Source organism: Nocardia pneumoniae NBRC 100136, from assembly GCF_000308755.1.
Classification (GTDB): Bacteria; Actinomycetota; Actinomycetes; order Mycobacteriales; family Mycobacteriaceae; genus Nocardia; species Nocardia pneumoniae.
In genome coordinates, this window is record NZ_BAGF01000041.1 from 162291 (window position 1) to 183131 (window position 20841).

Annotated in this window: 20 protein-coding genes; 13 read left to right on the top strand and 7 right to left on the bottom strand. The window is 68.7% G+C overall.

Annotated elements, in window-relative coordinates; all coding sequences use genetic code 11:
- Positions 1-2: 2 nt before the first annotated feature.
- Positions 3-1214 (bottom strand): glycosyltransferase, encoded by a 1212-nt coding sequence (locus ON34_RS12945; RefSeq protein WP_040779082.1) that lies wholly within the window; start codon positions 1212-1214, stop codon positions 3-5.
- A 386-nt stretch (positions 1215-1600) separates the two neighbouring features.
- On the opposite strand from ON34_RS12945, the gene ON34_RS12950 reads away from it, so the two are divergent.
- The 11 genes from ON34_RS12950 to thpD all read left to right on the top strand — a co-directional run bounded on the left by ON34_RS12950 (position 1601) and on the right by thpD (position 10535).
- Positions 1601-2014, top strand: coding sequence for an STAS domain-containing protein (locus ON34_RS12950; RefSeq protein WP_040778871.1), 414 nt, complete (start codon positions 1601-1603; stop codon positions 2012-2014).
- Positions 2015-2160: 146 nt separating this feature from the next.
- Positions 2161-2784, top strand: coding sequence for a PAS and ANTAR domain-containing protein (locus tag ON34_RS12955; protein WP_083889380.1), 624 nt, complete (start codon positions 2161-2163; stop codon positions 2782-2784).
- A 161-nt stretch (positions 2785-2945) separates the two neighbouring features.
- Positions 2946-3377: an anti-sigma factor gene (locus ON34_RS12960; RefSeq protein ID WP_051022451.1), complete on the top strand. Its 432-nt coding sequence runs from the start codon at positions 2946-2948 to the stop codon at positions 3375-3377.
- Complete coding sequence (locus ON34_RS12965) at positions 3367-4152, top strand: RNA polymerase sigma factor SigF (RefSeq protein ID WP_040778876.1); 786 nt, start codon at positions 3367-3369, stop codon at positions 4150-4152. Before ON34_RS12960 ends, ON34_RS12965 begins: the two co-directional genes overlap by 11 nt.
- A 521-nt stretch (positions 4153-4673) precedes the next feature.
- Positions 4674-5021, top strand: a complete 348-nt coding sequence (locus tag ON34_RS12970) for a hypothetical protein (protein WP_051022453.1) — start codon at positions 4674-4676, stop codon at positions 5019-5021.
- Positions 5022-5458: 437 nt separating this feature from the next.
- On the top strand, positions 5459-6169 hold the full coding sequence (locus ON34_RS12975; RefSeq protein WP_040778878.1) for a response regulator transcription factor: 711 nt from the start codon (positions 5459-5461) through the stop codon (positions 6167-6169).
- A 55-nt stretch (positions 6170-6224) separates the two neighbouring features.
- Entirely contained in the window at positions 6225-7265 is a 1041-nt protein-coding gene (locus ON34_RS12980) for an ATP-binding protein (protein ID WP_245548009.1), read from the top strand.
- Between the two features lie 84 nt (positions 7266-7349).
- Positions 7350-7952 carry a diaminobutyrate acetyltransferase gene (ectA, locus tag ON34_RS12985; RefSeq protein WP_083889369.1) on the top strand — a complete coding sequence of 201 codons (603 nt, stop codon included), beginning with the start codon at positions 7350-7352 and terminating at the stop codon, positions 7950-7952.
- Positions 7949-9226: a diaminobutyrate--2-oxoglutarate transaminase gene (ectB, locus tag ON34_RS12990; protein WP_040778884.1), complete on the top strand. Its 1278-nt coding sequence runs from the start codon at positions 7949-7951 to the stop codon at positions 9224-9226. The genes ectA and ectB overlap by 4 nt, the downstream gene beginning before the upstream one ends.
- Positions 9223-9621 (top strand): ectoine synthase, encoded by a 399-nt coding sequence (locus ON34_RS12995; RefSeq protein ID WP_040778887.1) that lies wholly within the window; start codon positions 9223-9225, stop codon positions 9619-9621. Before ectB ends, ON34_RS12995 begins: the two co-directional genes overlap by 4 nt.
- Positions 9618-10535 (top strand): ectoine hydroxylase, encoded by a 918-nt coding sequence (gene thpD, locus ON34_RS13000; RefSeq protein ID WP_245548010.1) that lies wholly within the window; start codon positions 9618-9620, stop codon positions 10533-10535. The genes ON34_RS12995 and thpD overlap by 4 nt, the downstream gene beginning before the upstream one ends.
- 171 nt (positions 10536-10706) lie before the next feature.
- On the opposite strand, the gene erm is transcribed toward thpD, so the two are convergent.
- Both erm and ON34_RS13010 read right to left on the bottom strand, forming a co-directional pair.
- Positions 10707-11456, bottom strand: a complete 750-nt coding sequence (gene erm, locus ON34_RS13005) for a 23S ribosomal RNA methyltransferase Erm (protein ID WP_245548011.1) — start codon at positions 11454-11456, stop codon at positions 10707-10709.
- Positions 11457-11803: 347 nt separating this feature from the next.
- On the bottom strand, positions 11804-12160 hold the full coding sequence (locus ON34_RS13010; protein WP_040778895.1) for a hypothetical protein: 357 nt from the start codon (positions 12158-12160) through the stop codon (positions 11804-11806).
- A gap of 805 nt (positions 12161-12965) precedes the next feature.
- Between ON34_RS13010 and ON34_RS13015 the strand changes: the two genes are divergently transcribed.
- Entirely contained in the window at positions 12966-13208 is a 243-nt protein-coding gene (locus ON34_RS13015; protein WP_157172283.1) for a hypothetical protein, read from the top strand.
- Positions 13209-13844: 636 nt separating this feature from the next.
- Here ON34_RS13015 and ON34_RS13020 read toward each other — a convergent pair.
- The 3 genes from ON34_RS13020 to ON34_RS13030 all read right to left on the bottom strand — a co-directional run bounded on the left by ON34_RS13020 (position 13845) and on the right by ON34_RS13030 (position 18661).
- The gene (locus tag ON34_RS13020; RefSeq protein WP_040778901.1) at positions 13845-16100 is read right to left on the bottom strand and encodes a serine/threonine-protein kinase; all 2256 of its coding nucleotides are present in this window, start codon (positions 16098-16100) and stop codon (positions 13845-13847) included.
- A gap of 202 nt (positions 16101-16302) precedes the next feature.
- Entirely contained in the window at positions 16303-17019 is a 717-nt protein-coding gene (locus ON34_RS13025; protein WP_063821667.1) for a hypothetical protein, read from the bottom strand.
- Between the two features lie 79 nt (positions 17020-17098).
- Positions 17099-18661 carry an amino acid permease gene (locus tag ON34_RS13030; RefSeq protein ID WP_040778903.1) on the bottom strand — a complete coding sequence of 521 codons (1563 nt, stop codon included), beginning with the start codon at positions 18659-18661 and terminating at the stop codon, positions 17099-17101.
- 150 nt (positions 18662-18811) lie between these two features.
- On the opposite strand from ON34_RS13030, the gene ON34_RS13035 reads away from it, so the two are divergent.
- Positions 18812-20185: an FAD-dependent oxidoreductase gene (locus tag ON34_RS13035; protein WP_040778906.1), complete on the top strand. Its 1374-nt coding sequence runs from the start codon at positions 18812-18814 to the stop codon at positions 20183-20185.
- 18 nt (positions 20186-20203) lie between these two features.
- Here the strand turns inward: ON34_RS13035 and ON34_RS13040 are convergent, their stop codons facing one another.
- A complete protein-coding gene (locus ON34_RS13040; protein WP_040778911.1) occupies positions 20204-20833 on the bottom strand; it encodes a UdgX family uracil-DNA binding protein in 630 nt (209 codons plus the stop codon).
- Positions 20834-20841 lie beyond the last annotated feature (8 nt).

The following is a 20841-nucleotide window of genomic DNA, read 5'->3' on the forward strand; positions in this document are numbered from 1 at the left end:
GCTCACCTGGCCCAGGACACGACCTCCCCGGCTCGCGCGGGGGCACCGCGGTGGTAGGCGCTGAGCGTCTCGACCGCCACCCGATCCCAGGAATGGCGGCCCGCCGCACGCTGATAGCCCGCCGCGCCCCAGGTTTCCCGCAGCGTCGAGTCCTCGAGCAGCGGGCGAACCGCACGTGCGATGGCGTCCGGTTCAGGGGGAGCGACCAACCGCCCGGTCACGCCGTCGACCACCGTGTCCAGCAGGCCGCCGACGGGCGTCGCGATCACCGGCCTGCCACATGCCATCGCCTCCACCGCCACCGTGCCGAACGGCTCGTACCAGGGCGTGCACACCACGACGTCCGCGGAGCGGTACAGCCGCGGCAGCATCGGGCGCGCCACCGGCCCGATCAGCCGAACGCGGTCGGACACACCGCAATCCGCTGCGACGCGGCGCAGCCTCCGGCCTTCGGTGTTGTCCTCCTCGCCGCTCGCCGGGCCGCCCGCGATGACCAGTTCGGTGTCCGGCAGTTCCCGCAGCGCCTTGATCACCGCGTCGAATCCGTTGCGCCGCAGCAGTTCTCCCGCCGCGACCAACCGATGCCTGGCGTTCCGCTCGGCGCGGCCTCCCTCGGGGGCGAATGCGGTGAGGTCGACGCCGCACGGCACGATCGAGGTCCGGAAGCGCGGCACCCCCATCCTGGTCAGTTCCACCGCCTCGTCGGAGCAGGTGGCCACCACGTGCGCCGCCCTGGTCGCGATGAGCCGCTCGAAACGGATCCGTGAGCGCGGGCTCGGGTCCGCGAGACCTTCACAGCGCCGTTGCACCGTGCCCAGTCCGTGGAACGTCAGCACCACCGGGATGCCGTGCGCCCGCGCCGCCAGCTCGGCGGCCAGCCCGGACAGCCAGTGGTGCGCGTGCACAATGTCCGGCTGCTCGGCGGCCCAGTGCCGCCGCAGAAACGTGCCGAATTCGCCGAGGTAGGGCAGTGTCCGGTCGCCGGGCAGCGGAGTGGGCGGTCCGGCCGGGACGGACACGACGCGGTAGCCGTCGTCGGCGACGTGCTCGGCGGGGGACGCCCCGTTCGTACTGCGGGTGTAGACCGTCACGTCGTGCCCGCGGCGGGTGTAGGCCGCCGACAGTCCGGCCACGTACGGGCCGCGCCCGCTCGGATCGGCGGGACTTCCCTCGGCGAGCGGGCTGGCGTCTTCGGAAACCATGGCGATCTTCACCGGTTGCTCCGTTCTCGTCGCGGGCGTCGCCGGGCGCGCGAATGCGCGCGGCTGCCCAACGACCGGCATCGCGTGACGTTCGGGGATATGTGCCGGATATGCCCTGAGACGGGCCGCTGAAACCCTCTCGGACGCGCGACCACGGCCGGATGAATGGATCACCCCGTCCGCGGGCATACCGGCGGTGCGAGGTTCTCCCGCCGAACGCTGTCGGGAACGGGCGGGTCGTGCCACACTGTAGGGAGGTTGAGATAACAGCCGACCCCGGTTCGACGCACGGCGCAGCCGGTCGATGGGACGGCATGGCAACCGATTCACCTTCGAGGAGCCGCCCCTCGTCCCCAGCCGACGCGACGAGCTGGAATCCCCTGGATGGGAGGTTCGACTTGTCTGCCATTTCTCTGCTACGGGAGCATGCCGAAGGCGTGCATCTCGACGGTTCGGGACCAGGACGTAGGCGCGACAACCGGTTGTGGGCACAGCGGGTGGATCGCCGCCGCGAATGTGTAGTGGTCCGCGTCGAAGGCGAGTTGGACGCCGCCGTATCGGCCGAGTTCTTCGCCACGGTCGACCGAGCGCTCCAGTCACCGTGCGATGCCGTTGTGATCGATCTGCGGGCGGCGAGGTTCATGAGTTTGCGCGCGGCAGTGCGTCTCGGCGCGCTCCGGCGGGCCGTATCCAGCGGTCCCGATCTGCGGATCGTCGCGGGCGGATCGGGAGTCGAGCGGGCTCTCGAGGTCACCGGCGTGCGATCGCTCTTCCCGCAGTATCCCTCCATGCGGACGGCACTGGACGCATGAGCTGACCTCGGCCGCGGAACCCGCCTGCCGTCGGAACGCGTCCCGATCCGTTCGCACCGCCCGCGCGGGCAGCCGATACTTCTGCTGTGAGTGAGAGTGGTTCGGTCCAGCGCGAGGAAACCGTCGCGCTGGACCGCGTGATCGAGATGGGGACGCCGCAGAGCGTCGGCAGTTTTCGGTTCTGGTTCGCCGATCAGCGCTGGGAATGGTCGAATGAGGTGGCTCTGATCCACGGCTACCGCCCGGGAACGGTGACTCCGACGACGGATTTGCTGTTGACGCACAAGCACCCGGAGGACCGCGCCGCGGTGGCCAGTGCCCTGGCGAGGTCGATCGATCACGCGGAGCCGTTCTCCAGCAGGCATCGAATCATCGATACCACCGGCGAAGTCCACCATGTGATCCTCGTCGCCGATCGCATGGTGGACGAGGCCGGCGAGGTGGTCGGCACGTCCGGGTATTACATCGACGTCACCGAGACGCTCGAGGAACACCGGCAGGAAACGCTGGACGACGCACTGCCCGAGCTGTACGCCGCCCGTGCGGTGATCGAACAGGCGAAAGGCGCGCTCATGCTGGTCTACGGCATCAGCGCCGAGCAGGCGTTCCGGGTGCTGAGCTGGCGCTCGCAGGAGACCAACGTGAAGCTGCGCACCTTGGCCGCGCGACTGGTCGCCGATCTGCCCGGGCTGACCGGCCCCACGGTCGGCCTGCGTACCGAGTTCGACCACTTGCTGCTCACCGCCCACGAGCGGATCGACAGCGACTGACCAGGGTTTCGATCCGTCGGCGCGGGGTACGTCCTCGACCGAGGAGCGCGGCGGTTGATCGCTTCACGTCCGCGGCGAGTGCGGTGTTTCGGCGGCTCGGGAAGACCCCGCGGTATCCAGGCCGCCGCGCGGCGGCTGCGAGGACAAGGTGGTGATGGGCAATGGGGGAGTGGATTTCCCAATCCTCTACCGAGACGACGACCGTGGGCGTACGCGTGCCCGCGCAGTCGGAGCAGTTGACCATGCTGCGCGCCCTCGCGGAAACCGTCGCCCTCATCGCGGACTTCGCCTTGGACGAGGTGACCGACATCCGGCTCGCGCTGGACGAGGTGGCGACCTCGCTGATCCTGGACGCGGTGCCCGGCTCGATGCTCGACTGTGAGTTCACCTACGACGCCGACAAGATGTTCGTGCACGTCTCCTCGGTCGCGGTCTCGGAATCGGTGATCGGCCAGGCCGGTTTCGGCTGGCACATCGTGCGGACCCTGACCGATTCGATCGCGGCGGCCCAGGGCTCCTACGACGGCATGCTGGGCGGGTATCCGACGGTGATCGACTTCAGCTGGGTGCGGGGTGCCGCGGATGACGGGTGAGTCGAGATCGCGCGGCGACAGCTACGACAACATCGAACCGCTGTTCGAGAAGATCGCAGCCCTGGCCCCGGAGGATCCCCGCCGCGAGGCGATGCGCCAGGAACTCATCGAACGCTGCCTTCCGCTGGCCGAGCACATCGCGCGGAAGTTCTCCGGGCGCGGCGAGAACTTCGACGACCTGCTCCAGGTCGCGCGGCTGGGCTTGGTGCAGGCCGCGGACCGGTTCGACGTGGCGCGCGGATCGTCGTTCCTGTCATTCGCGGTGCCGACCATCATGGGCGAGGTCCGGCGGCACTTCCGGGACAACACCTGGGCCGTGCGCGTGCCGCGCCGGACCAAGGAGATCCAGTTGAGCATCGGCGCGACCGTCGAGACGCTCTCGCAGCGGCTCGGAAGGATGCCGAAGGCCAGGGAGATCGCCGCGGAACTGGACGTCGATCTGGTCGAGGTGACCCAGGCGCTGATCGCGGGCAACGCCTACCAGTCCTCGTCCATCGACGCCGTCGCCGGCGACGACATCGAGAACGCCCCGTTGCCCCTGCTGGACAGCCTCGGCACCGAGGAGCCCTCCTATCACCTGGTCGAAGACTTCATGGCGGTGAAACCGCTGATCGGCGAGCTGCCCGAGCGCGAGCGCCAGGTGCTGATCATGCGATTCTTCGAGTCGCTGACGCAGAACCAGATCGCCGAGCGCCTCGGTGTCTCCCAGATGCATGTCTCGCGCATCCTGTCCAGGACGTTGAACTCCCTGCGTGAGCAGGCGCTGCGCGACTGAGCGTTCGGCGCCTACACCGGATTCGGCGGCATGGGGTCCGGCGATGGTCCGGGTGGGTGCGGGTCCGGCGGCGGTCCGCCCGGGCCCGGCATCGGAGGCGGCGGCGGTCCCGGGGACGGTGGCCGGGGGATCGGTCCTGGCACCGGCGGCAGCGGACCGGGTCCCGGTGGAACGGGATTCGGATCCGGTATGGGATCCGGTTCCGGAATCGGCGGCACCGGATCCGGTTCCGGAATGGGCGGCACGGGGTCGGGCTCGGGCGTCGGCGGAACGGGATCCGGGACCGGCCGCGCCGTGCTGACACTGCGCATCGAACTCCTCCTCGTTTCCTGATCGGCGCCGCGCTGCGGCGGATGCGCCGTGCGCAGAGGCCGATCACCGGGCGGTTACCCAGCGATTGCGGGCCGAACCGGGCCGGTGCGGGGATTACGGACGGTTCGGCCGACCAGTTTGCGGAGTATGTCCCCCGGGTAGTCACTCAGGAGCCGGACAACAGATGCCGATGGCTCTAGGAGCTCGTCATGACCGACCAGCGCCGACCAGGCACCCGGAATCCGCAGTTGAGGCCGGGTGGTTCTGCGTCGCCGCCCCAGGCCAAGGGGATTTCCGTCACGAGGAATCACGACGTCATCCGTCGCTGGGCGCAGCAGCGAGGCGCCCGGCCCGCGACCGTGCCGGGCACCGAGCAGGACGGACGACTCGGAAAGCTGCGGTTCGACTTCCCCGGGTACGGGGGCGCCGTGCTGCGCCGGGTGGGATGGGACGAATGGTTCGCCACCTTCGACGCGAGGAAGCTGCGCTTCTGGTATCAGGAGCGCACCGCCGACGGATCGCCGAGTAACTTCAACCGCCTCGAGGCCCCGCGGTAGCCGCTGGGCCGCTGTGACCGGGGTGAGTCCCGTCACCGCTGGCGGTAGGTTCCGGAGGCGGTGACGCGGAGCACAGTGCGAACGCGGGCTCGGGGGTGTGCCCAGCGGTTCCCGGCCGCGCCGACATTGCGCAGAGTGCAAACGAAAACAGCTGTGGCCGAGTGGATTTCGTGTACCGAACGGTGTGCTGCGCGGTTCGTGTACCAGCGGGATGCCCGCGTCCGCCGATGACCCGATCACTGCCGCATCGGTGGGCCATATAGCGTGGGTGGACCCCCGGATGAGCTCCCGCGCCGGTCTGCCGGACGTTTACCGGCCGGGACGCCCGGGTACTTGAAAGCGAGCAAGGTTGCTCGAAAGCGGAAGGTCGCGTCGGTATGGGGATGCGGTAATCCGCATGTGACGCGCGCTTCCGCATGTCTGCAAGGGATAAGGTCTTGAGCGCAAACCTGATGATCGTGGAAGACGACGACCGGGTACGTGGTGCGTTACGCCTCGCGATGGAGGATGAGGGCTACGACGTCGACGAGGCGGAGGAAGCCGAGGACGCGCTCACCCATCTGCGCAGCAACGGCGTGCCCGATGTGATGATCGTCGATCTGATGCTCGGCGGTATGGACGGATTCGAATGTATCCGGGAGATCCGCCGCGACCACGACGTGCCGATCATCGTGGTCAGCGCTCGCGACGACACCCACGACGTGGTGGCCGCGCTGGAGGCGGGCGCCGACGATTTCGTCACCAAGCCGTTCGAGATCAAGGAGATCACCGCGCGCATGCGCGCGGTGCGCCGGCGCGCCCGGCTGACCGCTGAACGAGAGACGCCCCAGGAGATGGTGCTGGAGGCCGACGACACGGCTCCGCTGGTGCTCGCGCAGGACAGCGGCGTGGTGCGCCGCGGCGACGAGGAGATCCGGCTCACGCTCACCGAGTTCCGGCTGCTGTGCGAGCTCGCGGAGTCACCCGGCCGGGTGCTCAGCCGCACCGTATTGCTCGAACGTGTCTGGGACCGTGGATTTTTCGGTGACGAGCGGATCGTGGACGTGCATATGCGCAGGCTGCGCACCAAGATCGAACGGGATCCGTCCGACCCGCGCGTCGTCGTGACGGTGCGCGGGCTCGGCTACCGCCTCGATGTGCGGCGCTGAGCGCCGCATCGATGCGAAACGCTGGAGTCCGGGCGCCTGGAGCCTGCGCGGCCGCGTGACGGCCGCGTTCGCGGCCATCGCGGCGTTGATGTCGCTGGTGCTGGTCGTGTCGGTGTTCGTCATCAGCCGCGGCTACTTGGAGTCGCAGCGGCAGCGCGCGGGCGCCGAGTCGTCCGGTGACCTGAACGCCGACCTGGATCTGCTGCGCAACGTCCTGATCGGCTGTGCCGTCGCGGTCACCCTGATCGGCGCGGCGGTCGGCTGGTGGGCGAGCAGGCGGGTGCTGACCCCCCTGCATCAGCTCGCCGGGACGGCCGCGCGGATCGCCTCCGGTGACCTCGACTTGCGACTGCCCGCCACCGCGGACCAGGACCTGGCCATCACGGTCGAATCGTTCAACTCCATGGTGGACTCGCTGCAGCGGCGCATCGAACGCGAGCATCGCCTCTTCGGCGACGTCAGCCACGAGTTGCGCACCCCGCTGACCACGCTGATGGCCAGCGTCGACGTGCTCAATCGGCATCGCGGCGACCTGCCGGAACGTTCCCAGCGCGCGGTCGGCCTGGTCACCGCCGAGGTCGACCACCTGCGCAGGCTGCTGGACGATCTGCTCGCGTTGGCCAGGGTGGAGGCGGGCATGCACCACGGCGACGCCGAGCCGCTGTCGGTGCGCGACCTGCTCACCCACACACTGGCCAATCGCCGCTATCCCGCGGAGCTGCTCACCGTCGAGCAGGACGTCACCGTGCGAGGCCGCAAGCTGGAGCTGGAACGCGCGGTGGCCAACCTGCTGCACAACGCCGACCGGCACGGCGGCGGTGTGGTCGCGCTCACCGTGCATCGCGACGGCACCGACGCGGTGATCACCGTGGACGACGCCGGGCCCGGCGTGCCACACGCGGACCGGACGCGCATCTTCGAACGATTCGCGACCGCGCGCAGCGGTCGCCGCTCGCCGGACGGGACCGGGATCGGCCTCGCGCTGGTCGCCGAAACCGTCGCCACGCATCGCGGCCGGGTCGACTGCACCGAGCGGCCGGGCGGCGGCGCGCGATTCGTCGTGCGCCTGCCCCGGTTGGGCGACATCCATCCGTAACACGACCGTAAAGAAGTCGACCACTTCAGCTCAAAGTCGCTTCGCAAGCCTGGATAAGTACTGCTGACCCGACGAGGGAGTTGTATGTCACTGCCAACCCTGTCCCCAGCGGAGATCGAGCGATCGCGCGTCGAACACGCCGCGGCCGCTCTGGGCGCCACTCCATCCCGGAACAACATCGGGCCCGCCGTGGTGCTGCGCACACCCCGCCTGGGCGACGGCGCACCGATGTGGCGGATCGCCAAGGATTCCGCCGTGCTGGATGCCAATTCGAGCTACGCCTACTTGCTGTGGTGTCGGGACTTCGCCGGAACCTCGCTGGTCGCCGAGCTGGACGGCCACATAGTGGGATACGTGATCGGATTCGTCCGCCCGCAGGCGACCGACACCGTTTTCGTCTGGCAGATCGCGGTGGATCACGCACAGCGCGGCCGCGGCATCGGCGCTCAGCTGCTGCATACCTTGCTCAACAGCGTCGCGGCCCAGGGGATCTCGGTCCTCGAAACGACGATCTCGCCGGACAACTCGGCGTCCATCGCCATGTTCACGTCGGTGGCGCGAGCGAGGGGAGCGGACATCACCACGAGCCCCTTGTTCGATGCCGGCGACTTCCCGGACAGCCACGCATCCGAAGAGCTGTATCGGATCGCACCGACCGCCCGCACCACCGAGGAGGATCACCGATGATCAACGCCGACACCACCGTTTTCGAGAGTCTGGAATCCAACGTGCGCGGTTACTGCCGCGCCTGGCCCACCGTGTTCACCACCGCGAAGGGCAGCTGGCTTCGCGACGAGGAAGGCAAGGACTACCTGGACTTCTTCGCCGGCGCCGGTGCGCTGAACTACGGGCACAACAACGACGTGCTCAAGCGCTCGCTGCTGGACTACATCGCCGGTGACGGCATCACCCACGGCCTGGACATGTCCACCGCGGCCAAACGGGAGCTGCTGGAGACCCTGCGCGACACCGTCTTCGCGCCGCGCGGCCTGGATTACAAGGTCCAGTTCCCCGGCCCGACCGGCGCCAACGCCGTCGAGGCCGCGCTGAAGCTGGCGCGCAAGATCACCGGCCGCGAGACGATCGTCAGCTTCACCAACGCCTTTCACGGCATGACCCTCGGTGCTCTGTCGGTCACGGGCAACGCCGCCAAGCGCGCGGGGGCGGGAGTGCCGCTGGTGCACGCCGCGCACATGCCCTACGACGGCTACTTCGACGGCACCACCGCCGATTTCCAGTGGATGGAGAAGGTTCTCGACGACACCTCGTCGGGTTTCGACCGGCCCGCCGCGGTGATCGTGGAGACCGTGCAGGGCGAAGGCGGCGTCAACGTGGCGCGCGCCGAATGGCTGCGGCATCTCGCCCAGCTGTGCGCGGCCAGGGAGATCCTGCTCATCGTCGACGACGTGCAGATGGGCTGCGGGCGCACCGGACCGTTCTTCTCCTTCGAGGTCGCCGGTATCACCCCGGACATCGTGACGTTGTCGAAGTCGATCGGCGGCTACGGCTTGCCGATGGCGCTGGTGCTGTTCAAGCCGGAGTTGGACGAGTGGTCGCCGGGCGAGCACAACGGCACCTTCCGCGGCAACAACCCGGCGTTCGTCACCGCGACCACCGCGCTGCGCCACTTCTGGTCCGACGACGCGCTCCAGTCCGCGACCCAGGCCAAGGGCGAGCGGATCGCACGCGCCCTGGGTGAGCTGGCGGGATACTTCCCCGGCGTCTCCACGCGCGGCCGCGGACTGGTGCACGGCGTAGTGTTCGAGGATCCCTCGCAGGCGGGCAAGGTCTGCCAGATCGCGTTCGAGCGTGGGCTGCTGGTGGAGACGTCCGGTTCCACCGACGAGGTGGTGAAGCTGCTTCCGCCGTTGACGATCACCGACCAGGAACTGGATCAGGGCCTGCACGTGCTCACCGGGGCCGTCGAGTCGGTGTGCGGCGGAATGGGGGCGGTCGCATGATCGTGCGCAGCACCGCGGAGATCACCGGCACCGAGCGGGACGTCCACGGCGAGGGCTGGCGCAGCAAGCGCATCATCCTCGGCGGCGACGGCGTCGGTTTCTCCTTCCACGAGACCACCATCGACGCCGGTACGGTGCACGAGTTCCACTACCTGCACCACGTGGAGGCGGTGTGGCTCATCGAGGGCGAGGGCACGTTGACCGATCTGCACAACGACGTCAGGTACGAACTCGCGCCCGGCTCGATGTACCTGCTCGACGGACACGAACGCCACCGCCTCGAGGTCCGCACCCGGATGCGGATGATGTGCGTGTTCAACCCGCCGGTCACGGGGCAGGAGGTTCACGACAGCAACGGCGTCTACCCGCTGGTCGCCGCGACGATCGGAGGATGAGCACACCAATGGTTCTGCAGCACACCGATACCCGGCCCGAGACCGCCCGCTACGACCGCTACCCGACCCGGCTCGGCACACCCGCTCCGCACTTGGAGCGCGCCGACCCGACGGTCTGGGGGAAGATCGACAGCCCGGAACTCGCGTCGTTCGACGCCGACGGGTTCGCCATCTTCGACCAGTTGCTCACCGCTGAAGAGGTGGCCGAGTTCAGCGGCGAGATCACCCGGCTCGCCGGGGATCCCGCGCTGCGTGACGACGACCGGCTCATCGTGGAGAAGTCGTCGAACCGCGTGCGCTCGATCTTCGAGGTGCACAAGCTCAGCGCGGCCGTCGCCGAGCTCGTGCGCCGGCCGCAGGTGCTCCGGCTGGCCGAGCAGGTGCTCGGATCGGAGGTGTACGTGCACCAGAGCCGGGTCAACTACATGCCCGGCTTCCGGGGCACCGGCTTCTACTGGCATTCGGATTTCGAGACCTGGCACGCCGAGGACGGGATGCCCGCCCCGCGCGCGGTGAGCCTGTCGATCGCGCTGACCGACAACTATCCGATCAACGGCAGCCTGATGGTCATGCCGGGCTCGCACCGCACTTTCGTGCCGTGCCTGGGCAGCACCCCGGCCGAGCACTATCGAGAGTCGTTGCAGGAGCAGGAGATCGGGGTACCGACCACCGAGGACATCACCGCGCTGGCGAACCGGTACGGGATCAGCCAGTTCACCGGCCGGGCCGGCTCGGCGCTGTTGTTCGACTCCAACCTGATGCACGGATCGTCGAACAACATCACGCCGTTTCCTCGCTCGAACATCTTCGTGGTGTTCAACAGCGTGGAGAACACTCTCGTCGAGCCGTTCGCCGCTCCCGCGCCGCGGCCGGGCTACATCGGCAGCCGCGACTTCACGCCGCTGTCGGCCTGATCGATCCGCCACCTGGGCGGATCCGGGCTCGACCGCGGATATGGTCCGCCGCTGGACGATATCGGCATCAATGTGGCTGCCGGGGTCGACCAGCAGGGGTAGGCCGGCCGCGTCATCTCCGGCGAATGCTCGTCGCCGAGATGCCGCGGCCGGCCCGCGGCTACTTTCCGCTCAGCTGCGCAGTGCCCGGTAGAGGACCAGCCAGCGATCGGCCGAAACCAGCCCGACCGGCTGGTCCAGCGGAATTCCGGCTACCGCGCAGCAGGCACGTACGGTGGCGGCCGGGAACTCCCGGCGCAGTGACGCGGCCAGGCAACCACCGATTCCCGAGAAACCGAGCTCGACCACCCTCCGGTAGTCGCCGATCAGCTCGGGCGGCAGCAGCGGATCGGGCCGGTTGCGCAGCCGGAGGATGGCGGTGTCGACGCGCGGCACCGGGTGGAAGCTGTGCCTGCCGATACGCGCGCCGAGTTCGATCGCCGTCGTGGGCCAATGGCTGACGGCGAGCTTGGTCCAGCGGCCGTAGTCGCCGGAATGCTTGCGGGCGAACTCGATCTGGGTGAGCAGGGTGGCGGAGGTGAGCCGCCGCGCGGCCAGGCACCAGCGGACGATGTCGGTCGTGCTGGCGAACGGCACGTTGGCCACGACGGCGAACGGCTCCCGTGGTGCACGCACCGTGCGGAAGTCCTTGCGGTACACATGGATTCGCGGGCCGCCCGGGTACTTGCGGCGCAGCAGATCCGCGTAGTGGCGGTCCTTCTCGTAGGCGTGGACGCGGCTTCCCGCACCGAGCAAGTATCGGGTCAGCATGCCGTCACCGGGTCCGATCTCCACCACGAGGTCGTCGGCGCCGACACCGGAGGCGCGCACGATCAGGCGGGCGGCACCGGCATCGATGAGAAAGTTCTGTGACAGCCGCATTCGGGTGCTCGGTGTGCTGAGCCTGTTGCCTCGAGCAGGCGAAAGGGGGCGATGGCGGGACATGGGTGTCCTCCGAAGGAGTGGTCGAATCAGGAAGGTTGATTCGCCCGGACCCATGCCAGGGCACGATGGATCCGACGGCGCCTATCGGCCGTCGGCGTGGATTCCGATCGAGTGGATCAGGAAGTCGAAGCGGTACGGTGCGCTGGCAGAGCCCAGGCCGCCCTACGCAGACGGATGTAATACCCGCCCACCGCGTATGCGGCGTTCACACCGCCACTACTACCCATGCCCCGCAACCTACGCATGCTCGCAGGCAAGTGCCAGTTCTTTTCCGTTCGTGGTAGTCAGCCGGACGTCGCCTGACCGAGCACGCCGGAGGCTTGCCGCTCGGCGGCGTAGGCCCGCCAGGAATCGGCCTCGGCGTGTTTGCCCTGCTGGTCCAGCAGATCGGCGAGTCCGGCCATGGCGCGAGGTTCGCCGCGGTCGGCGGCGGTGCGCCACCAGGATTCGGCCCCGGCCGGATCACCGTGCCGGTACCGGACCATCCCGAGTTCGTACGCGGCGCCCGCGTGCCCGGACTCGGCGGCCTGTGCCCACAGGCCACAGGCCTGTTCTTCCTCCCCCATGGTGGACATGGCGACGCCGAGATCATAGAGCGCGCCGCGATAGCCGGGGTCGCTCGACTGGCTGGTCACGGTCACGGGCCGCGGCGGATCGACTGCCGCGGAACGTTCGCCGAGCTGCGGTGGCGACGGCGGATCGCTCGCGGTATCCGGAACCGGTGGGTTGGCGGCGGGGCTTGTCGTTCCTGCTGGTGGTCGCGTGTTCTGAGGCGACGGGCCGGAAGCGGGGTGGGTCGTATTCGTCGCGCTCGGCATGGTCGCTGGCAGCGGGCCCAGCAAACGCTGAGGCACGCCCGCGGGATGCGGGTTCAACGCGTGTGGGCTCGGTGCCGAATCCCAGGGATACGTCGCGGGGTGTGTCGCGACCGGCGGGCCGAAAGGAGGGTCCGAAGCATCCGCGGGGCTGGAAACCGTGCGCGGGGTGTCCGTTACTGGAGGTGCGGCCAGCGGGTTGGGAGCGTCGACCGGTGGTAGCCGCGGGACTTCCGGTGCGGAGGGCGTGGGCGCGGGTTCCGGGGCGGAACCAGTGCCCGGGTCATCTGCTGCGGGCTGAGTGTTCGGTGTGCTGGAGGCTGACGAGGAATCTGCCGCGGAGTGTGTGTTCGTCAGCAGTGGACCGGCAGCGTGGAGCGGGTGGGGGCCTAGGTGTGGCGGATCCACTGGGGATAACGTGTCGCCGCCTATCGAGCCGGGGCCAGAAGGCGGAGCTTCCTCGGCGGGCCGAGCGGCCCGTGACGACTGCAGATTTGTAAAGAGCCTGCCCGCGCGTCGGGCCGAGGCCGACTGTCCGTTGGCGGGTGGGTGGCCATTCCCGGCCTGAGCGGAGTCGGCCGCGGCCGGACCGGCGGTAGCGGTGGATGCACCTACCGGTGGAGCAGCGTCGATGCGGGGAACCGGCATCGTCGGCGCGTCAGGAGGACCTTCGGTGGACGCGGACGGAGCTGTTGGGGCGCTCACGGCCATCGGTGTCGTCGCGGGCGCGTTCGTGACGGGCGCCTCCGGCGCGACGACCGTGGGAGCGGTCGACACCTCCACAACCAGGTTGGCGAAGTTCGGTGGCCCCTCGCCGATGCTGCACCACAAGACGACTCGCCCCTCGGGCCGGTGCTCGACGACGATGCCGTAATTGCCGGTCCAGGACTTCTGGGTGCCGAATTCGTCCACCCATACCGGGGTGAGAGTCACCAGTGCGCTCGGGGCCGTCGGCGTCACGCGGAAGCCGACGCCCTCGGCGAGTGCGTCGCTCCACGCGTCGACTCCGGCCAGCGACCGTCCGTGCAAGTCCACATAGCCGTCGACGACGGATAGACCGATCCCCAGCCCGCGCAGCCCGGCGGGCGGCGCCGCGGAAAGCATTGTCACCGTGACGGTCGTGGGCGAAGGGCCGATCTGCTCGGTGTACATCGGGTACACCGAGCTGCCGTGCCAGCGGATCGGATCCGCGCTCTGATAGCGCGCGGCCAGCGGGAGCTCTTCGGATGAATTCCGGGCAGCCCATGACGAATACGCATCATTCATGCTCGCGCCCGCCTTTCCGCCCGATCCCGACCGCCGCCCCCGCGCCGGGCGGCCAGCGTCTACCGTACTAGCCGCGATCCGGCGCCGCGCCGCTATCCCCTGGCGCTCGGCAACCCCCTGCGGGACAACGCCTGCGACGAGTCACTCGACGGTCCAGCCGAGGTCGGCACGGGCTCCCGGCGTCGCGCGGTATGCGATCTGTCGTGCACCCCGGGTCCGCACCGGCGTCGAGGCGCGACTCCGGCTATCGACGTGACGCGGCTAGGCGTTCCAACGCGGCAAGGTCCTTTTCCAGCATCCGGAACAGCCAGTACACGCCGACGAACGCCAGCGCACTACCGACACACAGCGCCCGCAGCGGCACGATCACGGCGGGAATGTCCTCCGGCGGAATGAAGGTCACGCCTGCGACGCCGAGCAGCGGCACCGCGGCGGCGACCGCCAGGAAGTAGGTGCTGGTCGCATCGAGTCGCAGCAGGCGATGCGCGTCCTCGGCGCCGATACCACCATGCGGCAGGAACATCGGATACAGCGACCGCACCGCGTAGAAGGTCACCAGGAAGTAGGGGTAGGCCATCGCGATGGCGCCGCACACGATCTGGTTGACGAAGAAATGAACGTAGGACGCAGCGGTGATCTGGTTGCCGGACACCTGCACCGACACCGGGACCACGATGCCCGAGATCACCCACAGCGTGAAGCAGGTGAGCACACTGCGGCTGCCGAGTCGCAGCGTGTTTGCTCTGGCCTCGGCGAGTGCCTTCTGGTCATATGACCCACCCTTTCGCAGCCCGTGCGCGATCGACCAGAGTCCGGCGAGCAGCAGATTGGTGACGACGAAGCCGATCAGGAAGCATACGACAGCGCTCGCGAACGCGATCTGATCGAAGCGAAGCCGTGCCTGCGGGTCGAGTTTGTCGATGATCAGCGTGCGATGGTGGTTGAAGCTGTAGAGGATCGCCAGCACGTTCGGCACGGCGATGGCCAGCACCATGATCGGGTGCATCAGCAGACGGGAGCGCAGGCGCCAACTGCTGGGCGGCGGATCGACGAGGTCGCGGGCGCGGGCATCGAGGCACACCGCCAACTGCTGGGCCATGTCGGCGCCGGACGGCCAACGGTTGGCCGGTTCCGGGTCGAGCGCCCGAACCAGGGCGCGTCGCAAGGCCTCCGGGCAATCCGGCGGCAGATCCGCGTAGGGCAGTGCCTCCGGGCTGTGGGATCGGCGCTCCAGCATCCCGTCCAGCGCGGTACGGTCACCGCCGGTCACCGCGTCATCGTCGAAGGGTTTGCGGCCGGTGAGCAACTCCCAGAGCACGACGGCCAAGGCGAACAGATCGCTGCGGGTGTCGAGATCTCCGGCCGAGGTCGGCAGGTCCGGGTGCACCGCGGCGAGTTGCTCGGGTGACATGTATGCCAGCGAGCCCCCGAAGTAGGCGACCGGGCTGTCGCCGGAGACGTTGCCGCTGAAGCTGATATTGAAATCGGCGAGCTTGGGCACGCCTTCGGCGGTGAGCAGGACGTTGGCCGGTTTCACGTCGCGGTGCAGCACGCCCGCCCGGCCCGCGTAGTCCAGCGCGTCGGCCAGACGGCGCCCGAGCCACGCCACGGTCTCCGGCCACGACAAACCGGCCAACTCCGCCCGCACCGGCGATTCAGTGGGGCGGATCTCGCCTTTCGCGGCGAGCACCTCGTCGATGACCTCCAGTAGCAGCGCACCGCCCCGCTGCGCCTGCGGCGTCGCGCGGACCCGCTCGAGCACGGTTAACAGCGTGCCGCCAGGCACATACTGCATGTACAGCAGTCGCAGTTTGCGGCTCGCCAGCACACGCTGGTCGAAGACCCGCACGATGTAGTCGTGGTCGAGCTGGGCCAGTGTCTGCGGTTCCGCGCCCTTGTCGTGGGAGATCTTCACCGCGACCAGTCGCTGCATCGACCGCTGCCGAGCCAGGAAGACCCGGGCGAAGGCGCCGCGGCCGAGATCGGTCATCAGGTCGAAGTCATCGATCTTCTGGCCGGGCTCGAGGTCGTCGAGGTTCGCCGGTTCGGTCGCGCCGGTGAGCAGTGTGCTGTGGTAATCGTGGGTCGCGAGCATCTCCGAGAGCTGGTCGGCTTGCTCGGGGTAGGCGGCGGTGTACTCGGCGACGTCGACCGATCCGCCCGCGTGCCTGCGGACGTGGAATTCCTCGTAGATCAGGTCCGGCGGCAGCGGCCAGGTGCGTAGTTCCGGCAGGTCCTCGACGTAGTCGGCCAGCCGTTTCGGCGCGGCTCCTCGGCCCCATCGGTTGGCCAGGTCGACCTTGATCAGCTCGATCAGCGAGACCCGGCGGATCGCGGGGGAGTCGGGCAAGTAGGCGGCCAGATCCGGCGGTGCCGCGGCCGTGCGCCACGCGTCGGCGAAGCGCTCCACCACCTCGGCGACGCCGGTGCCCCGCGAGCCCACCGGCGAGCGGTCGGATGCGACCGTCGCCCCTGGAACCGCCGGGGCAGGCTGCGCCATGCGGGCATCGTATCGCCGCCGTCGTCGGGGAACCGTCCGTTCGGCGGGGATCCGGTCCCGCCCGGCCCCCGGGCATCGGGGTCGCCGCCTCGAACTTCTCGTTGTCGGTCTCTTCGCACGACTCGACCACGTCCTCGGCCTGGACTCGGTCTGCGTACTTCGCGGCCATACGCCCGGCCGGTAGGACCGGTCGCGCGGAGCGTCACGCCGGGAGTCGCGACACCCAGGCGGGCTGCCCGTCGACGAGGCCGAGCTCGAATTGCTCGGGAGCGTCGAGCACGGCGCTGAGCTGCCGATGGGCTTGCTCGGCCGAGATTTCCGCGGGGAAGCGAATGTATTCCAGGGTGGCGCCCGGTATCCGGGCGTGGAATCGGTACCGGAATTCGACCTGGCCCGCGTAGGTCAGCGCGATGCGCCCCTGCCAGTCGATGTCATGCTTGCCGTCCGCGCGCCGGGTGAACGACACCTCCTGACCTGCGACCGAGTCGTGCCCGAGCAGGTAGATGTTGAACGCCAGGCATTCGACGTCGTCCGCGTCGGCCAAGGGGAGTGGATCGACGGTGAGACGTTGCGGCTGTTGTGATTTCAACAGGAAGGGACGGCCGGGAACTGCGGCGCGCAGCCCGGTGCCTTCGTCCTCGCCCCAGTACGTGGACGACAACGTGCACCGGTGATAGTTCTGCCACACGATCGGCGACAGCCAGTCCTCGATGTCACTGTCGTTGTCGCGGTGGTCCTCGGGCCAGTGCTCGGCGTCGTAGTCGGCGGACCGCAGATGCAGATCGAACCAAAGGCCACCCGCCTGGTCCATGCGGCCCGTCCACGCGAATTCCTCGATCGCGTGCCCGTCGGGCCAGGGATTTCCAGGGAACACAATTCTCCCGGCGGGCGAAACAGGTGCCAGGTCGGTCCTTTCCATGCCGACAAACCCTAGCGACCCGGGCCGACAAACTCGACATGCCAAAGCGGGGAACCCGCCCTCGGCGTAGCGGATCGCTTCAGACGACGGCGGGCGCCTCTGTCTCCGGCTCGCCGGCGGGCGGCTCGTCAACCGTCCGCTTCGGACCGGTGAACCAGGTCCGCGCCGACGCAAGCCACCAGACCCCGATCGCACCCACCACCCCGACCAGGGCCAGCGGCGCGTAGTTGACGGTGTTCCAGGTGAATTCGGGGTGCCAAGGGTAACCGCGAGCGTCGGTGGGGAGGATGAACAAGCAGCTGATCACCGCGATCCAGATCAGTGCGACCACACCGACCGGGCGATACCACGCCCCGAGTTGCCATGGACCGGTGCGGAATCGCGCGCCGTGGCGCTGCCGCAGCAGGATCGGGATGCCGTAGGCGATGTACAGGCCGATGGTCGCTACCGAGGTGGCGGCCGCGTATGCGGTCGGCGCGTTCGGCGCGGGCACCAGCATCGACGGAATCAGCAGCAGGAAGGCGAAGAACGAGATGAACAGCACCGCGTGCACCGGCACTTTCCGCGCCGAAAGCCTCGACCAGAGCTTCGCACCCGGCACCGCGCCGTCGCGCGCGAACGCGAACAGCATGCGCGAGGCCGAGGTCACCGAGGCGTATCCGCAGAACAATTGCGCCACCGCCGCGATCACCAGCAGCAGGCCCGACCAGAACCCGTTCAGCGAGTGCTCCAGGATGTAGATCACCGGATAGCCGCTGTTCTGCTCCGGATCGAGTGCCTCGTCGAGATTGGGGATCGCGAACGTCACCGCCAGGATGAGGAGATATCCGGCGATCGCCGACGCGATGATCGTGTTGATGATGCCCTTCGCCGCCATGCGGGACGCATCGTGCGTCTCCTCCGACATGTGCGCGGACGCGTCGTAGCCGGTGAACGTGTATTGCGCGTGCAGCAGGCCGAGCAGGAAACTGAACGCGACCCCGCCGAACCCGATCGCGCTGTTGTCGACCGTTTCGGTGAAGACGAATCCGACGCTCTGGTGGTGTTTCGCGCCGAAACCGAGCACGACGACGAAGACCACCACACCGCCGACGTGCCACCACGCCGACACATTGTTGATCACCGCCGACAGGTGCGGGCCGATCGCGTTCAGTACGGCGTGCAGAACCAGGATCGCGGCGAACACTCCGAAAATGGCCGTGCGGTCGGTGCCGATGTCGATGCCGATGACGTTCAGCACGACGGTGGTGAAGATCGCCGCGCCGTAGTCGATCGCCGCGGTGACCGCGATCTGACCGATCAGGTTGAACCAGCCGGTGAACCACCCCCACACCGGACCGCCCAGCTCCGCGGCCCACCAGTACAACCCGCCCGAGGTCGGGTAGGCGGAAGCCAGCTCCGCCATGGCGAGCCCGACGAACAGCACCATGATCGAGACCAGGGGCCATCCCCACGCCATGGTGATCGGCCCGCCGTTGGCCAATCCGATCCCATAACTGGCCAATCCACCGGTGAGGATGGACACGATGGTGAAGCTGATGGCGAAATTCGAAAACCCCGACCAGGTTCTGGCCAGTTCCTGCTTATAGCCGAGTTCGGCGAGCCGACGTTCGTCGTCGGAGGAGGATCGGGTCTCGGTCATGTGTGCTCCCGGGTGAAAACGCTGCCCTCATACCGCGTTTGCCAGAAGATCAGTGTGAATTAGTCGCGGGTCGGCCGCACGGCAACCAGGAAATTCGCGAAACACCGGCCGCGGCGCCCGCCGCGTACGCACCGAAGTAGCGTGAAGACCATGGGCGAGCGACTGGTCGTCATCGGTGGTGACGCGACAGGGATGTCGGCGGCCTCGCAGGCACGCCGGATGAAGGACGCGAGCGCACTGGAGATCGTGGTGTTCGAGCGCGGCGGTTTCGCGTCGTTCTCAGCCTGCGGCATTCCCTACTGGGTCGGCGGCCACGTCCTCGACCGCGACGCCCTGATCGCGCGCACGCCCGAGGAACATCGCTCCCGGGACATCGACCTGCGGATGCGGACCGAGGTGACCGAGATCGACATCGACGCGGGCCGGGTGCGTTTCCGCGACGGCGATACCGGGGTCGAGGCATCGATGACCTACGACCACCTGGTGATCGCCACCGGCGCCCGGCCGGTCCGGCCACCGCTGCCGGGCATCGACGCGGGCGGCGTGCACGGCGTGCAAACGCTCGACGACGGCCAGGCACTGTTGGAGACCTTGGAGCGGACGCGCGGAAACCGCGCCGTGGTGGTCGGCGCGGGCTATATCGGCGTCGAAATGGCGGAGGCCCTGATCCGGCGCGGCTACGACGTCACGATGGTCAACCGCGGCGCCGAGCCGATGTCCACCCTCGATCCGGACATGGGCGCCAAGGTCCGCGACGCGATGTGCGGCATGGGCATCAAGGTCGTCGGCAATGCGGAGGTCTCCGAGATCCGGACCGCAGACGACGGCCGGATCACCGCGGTGGTGACCGACACCGCGGAGTACCCGGCGGACGTCGTGGTGCTCGGCATCGGTGTACGCCCCGAGACGGAACTGGCCCGTGCCGCGGGGCTGCCGCTGGGCGTGCACGGTGGATTGCTCACCGATCTCGCCATGCGGGTGCGCGGGCACGAGAACATCTGGGCGGGCGGCGATTGCGTCGAGGTGCTGGATCTGGTCTCCGGCCGGGAACGCCATATTCCGCTCGGCACGCACGCCAACAAGCACGGCCAGATCATCGGAGCGGGCATCGGCGGGGGATACGCCACCTTCCCCGGAGTCGTCGGCACCTCGGTGAGCAAGGTATGCGACCTGGAGGTGGCGCGAACGGGTCTGCGGGAGAAGGACGCCAGGGCGGCAGGCCTGCAGTACGTGACGGTCACCATCGAATCCACCAGCCGCTCCGGCTATTACCCGGGCGCGGAACCGATGACGGTGAAAATGCTCGCCGAGCGCCGAACGGGGCGGCTGCTCGGCGTGCAGATCGTCGGACGCGAAGGCGCTGGCAAACGCGTCGACATCGCGGCGGTGGCGCTGACCGCCAGGATGACCGTCGAGCAGATGACGGTGTTGGATCTCGGCTACGCGCCGCCGTTCTCGCCGGTGTGGGATCCGGTCCTGGTGGCGGCCCGCAAAGCGGTGAGCGCCGTCCGCGAACGGGGGTGATGCCACCCTCTGCGGCCGTCAGCGCGCCGCCGTCGACTTTCCGAGCTGGGTGCGGACGACGCGCAGATCGGCGACGAACGCCGCGTAGGCCTCCGCGCGGTCGGGTGCACGCAGCACCGCCGAGGGGTGCACTGTGGCGACGACTCGATAGTCCTCGGCCTCGATCACCTCGCCGCGTTGTGCGCTGACCTTGAACGAGGGGCCCAGCACCGCCTGCGCGGCGATCGCGCCGAGGCACACCACCAAACGGGGCCGCAGCAGGTCGAGTTCGGCATCCAGCCACGCCGAGCAGGCGACCACCTCGGTGCGTCCTGGTGTCTTGTGGATCCGTCGTTTGCCGCGCTCGACGAATTTGAAGTGCTTGACCGCGTTGGTCACGTAGACCGCGTCACGGTCGATATCGGCTTCCGCCAGCGCGCGGTCGAGCAACCGTCCGGCCGGACCCACGAACGGCTGACCGAGCACGTCCTCCTGATCGCCGGGCTGCTCGCCGATCACGACGACGTCCGCGTCCGCGGGACCCGCGCCGAACACCGTCTGGGTGGCGTGCCGGTACAGATCGCACCCTCGGCAATGGCAGGCGGCCTCACGCAGCCGCGCCAGATCCGCGCCCTCCGGGACGAACTCCGCGGCGCCGGGCGCCTTCATCGCCCCTC

Coding starts and splice junctions, on each gene's coding strand:
- ON34_RS13030 (WP_040778903.1), bottom strand. CDS start 18,661: ATGACCGAGACCCGATCCTCCTCCGACGACGAACGTCGGCTCGCCGAA.
- erm (WP_245548011.1), bottom strand. CDS start 11,456: ATGCGGCTGTCACAGAACTTTCTCATCGATGCCGGTGCCGCCCGCCTG.
- ON34_RS13035 (WP_040778906.1), top strand. CDS start 18,812: ATGGGCGAGCGACTGGTCGTCATCGGTGGTGACGCGACAGGGATGTCG.
- ON34_RS12970 (WP_051022453.1), top strand. CDS start 4,674: ATGACCGACCAGCGCCGACCAGGCACCCGGAATCCGCAGTTGAGGCCG.
- ON34_RS12960 (WP_051022451.1), top strand. CDS start 2,946: ATGGGGGAGTGGATTTCCCAATCCTCTACCGAGACGACGACCGTGGGC.
- ON34_RS12965 (WP_040778876.1), top strand. CDS start 3,367: ATGACGGGTGAGTCGAGATCGCGCGGCGACAGCTACGACAACATCGAA.
- ON34_RS12955 (WP_083889380.1), top strand. CDS start 2,161: ATGGGGACGCCGCAGAGCGTCGGCAGTTTTCGGTTCTGGTTCGCCGAT.
- ON34_RS12995 (WP_040778887.1), top strand. CDS start 9,223: ATGATCGTGCGCAGCACCGCGGAGATCACCGGCACCGAGCGGGACGTC.
- ON34_RS13025 (WP_063821667.1), bottom strand. CDS start 17,019: ATGGAAAGGACCGACCTGGCACCTGTTTCGCCCGCCGGGAGAATTGTG.
- thpD (WP_245548010.1), top strand. CDS start 9,618: ATGAGCACACCAATGGTTCTGCAGCACACCGATACCCGGCCCGAGACC.
- ON34_RS13020 (WP_040778901.1), bottom strand. CDS start 16,100: ATGGCGCAGCCTGCCCCGGCGGTTCCAGGGGCGACGGTCGCATCCGAC.
- ON34_RS13015 (WP_157172283.1), top strand. CDS start 12,966: ATGCGGGGAACCGGCATCGTCGGCGCGTCAGGAGGACCTTCGGTGGAC.
- ectB (WP_040778884.1), top strand. CDS start 7,949: ATGATCAACGCCGACACCACCGTTTTCGAGAGTCTGGAATCCAACGTG.
- ectA (WP_083889369.1), top strand. CDS start 7,350: ATGTCACTGCCAACCCTGTCCCCAGCGGAGATCGAGCGATCGCGCGTC.
- ON34_RS13040 (WP_040778911.1), bottom strand. CDS start 20,833: ATGAAGGCGCCCGGCGCCGCGGAGTTCGTCCCGGAGGGCGCGGATCTG.